Source organism: Caballeronia sp. RCC_10 (genome assembly GCF_041360715.1).
Classification (GTDB): Bacteria; Pseudomonadota; Gammaproteobacteria; order Burkholderiales; family Burkholderiaceae; genus Caballeronia; species Caballeronia grimmiae.
Genome location: NZ_JBFUPT010000097.1, coordinates 1 through 1597, shown reverse-complemented (window position 1 = coordinate 1597; position 1597 = coordinate 1). Strand labels below are relative to the sequence as shown.

1 protein-coding gene is annotated in these 1597 nt (G+C 60.6%); it reads left to right on the top strand.

What is annotated here, in order from left to right:
- The first annotated feature begins 97 nt into the window (after window positions 1–97).
- Window positions 98–1525 (top strand): ISNCY family transposase, encoded by a 1428-nt coding sequence (locus AB6804_RS31765; protein WP_370889821.1) that lies wholly within the window; start codon window positions 98–100, stop codon window positions 1523–1525.
- Window positions 1526–1597: the final 72 nt, after the last annotated feature.

Genomic DNA, 1597 nt, shown 5'->3' with positions numbered 1-1597 from the left:
TGTAGGTCCCAAGTTCAAATGTCGCGTTTCTGCCAAATAGAGATGTCGCATTTTGCCGTAGGTTCGTATCCAGACAAGCGGATCTGGAGCGCGGACCATGAACACGACTGGGACCATCACGATGTCGATGCGCGAACTGGACCGACTCAGAGTGATTCAGGCAGTCGCCGAACGCCAACTCAAGCCAGGCCGTGCCGCCGAGCGGCTATGCGTGAGCGTGCGGCAGATCGAGCGGCTCGTCTTGCGTTATCGTGCGGACGGTGCCCGCGGTCTGGTGTCCGGCAAGCGCGGCCGCGCGAGTAACCACCGGCTGCCGGACGGCGTGGCGCAACGGGCGCTGGCACTAATCCGTGAGCGCTATGCCGATTTTGGTCCGACGCTGGCGTGCGAGAAGTTACGGGAATGCCATGGCACTGAACTGGCCGTCGAGACCATTCGCGCGCTGATGACGGCCGCGGGCCTGTGGGTACCGCGCAAGCAGCGCCCGCCCCGGATTCACCAGCCGCGTAATCGCCGCTCGTGTCTGGGCGAGTTAATCCAGATCGATGGCAGCGATCATCGCTGGTTCGAGGATCGCGCGCCGGCGTGCACGCTGCTGGTATTTATCGACGATGCGACCGGCCGGCTGATGACGCTGCATTTCACCGCGACAGAATCGACCTTCAGTTACTTCGAGGCGCTGTCGAAGTATCTGCACGCGCACGGTAAGCCCGTCGCGTTCTACAGCGACAAGGCCAGCGTCTTTTACGTCAAGAGCCGCTCGCAGACCGCTGGCAAAGGCGTGACGCAGTTCGGGCGAGCCTTGTACGAACTGAACATCGATGCGTTCTGCGCGAATAGTAGTCAGGCCAAGGGGCGTGTGGAGCGCGCCAACCTGACCCTGCAGGACCGGCTGGTCAAGGAGTTACGCTTGCGCGAGATCAGCACCTGGGAAGGAGCCAATGCCTATGCGCCCTCCTTCATCGCCAATTTCAATCAACGTTTCGGTAAGCCGCCACGTAGCGACCACGATGCTCATCGGCCCCTCCATGCTGACGACGATTTGACGCAATTGTTGGCCCATCGCGTCTGGCGCAAGGTCACGCATGCGCTGACGGTGCAATACGACCGGGTGATGTATCTGCTGGAAGACACGCCTGCCAATCGCCTATTGATTCACCAGCAAGTCGAGGTGGTCGAATACCCGAATGGCTGCGTCGAGGTACAGGCGGGCGGCGAGGTGCTTCCCTGCGGCACTTACGACCGTATTGCGCGGATTGATCAGGGCGCGGAAGTCGAGAACAAGCGCTTGGCGCATGCACTCGAAGCCGCACGATTGCTGCAAGCCAAACGAGACGATCGTCGTGCGTGTGATGCGCCGTCACGCACGCACCGCGGTGAACAGGTTCGAGCCAAGAAGGCGCTTGAAGGACTGAAGAAGCAACGTGCGCTGAGCATTGCCGATATGAACGAAGCAATTCTCGAAGTCAGCGCAAAAGCAATGAGGGAACGGGGGGCGGCTGCGCCGCCCCAACCCCACACCTGAACAGAAACATTGGTTCGAAACCCGACATCTCTACTTAGCGGGAACCCCGACATTTGAACTTAGCGGCAGCAT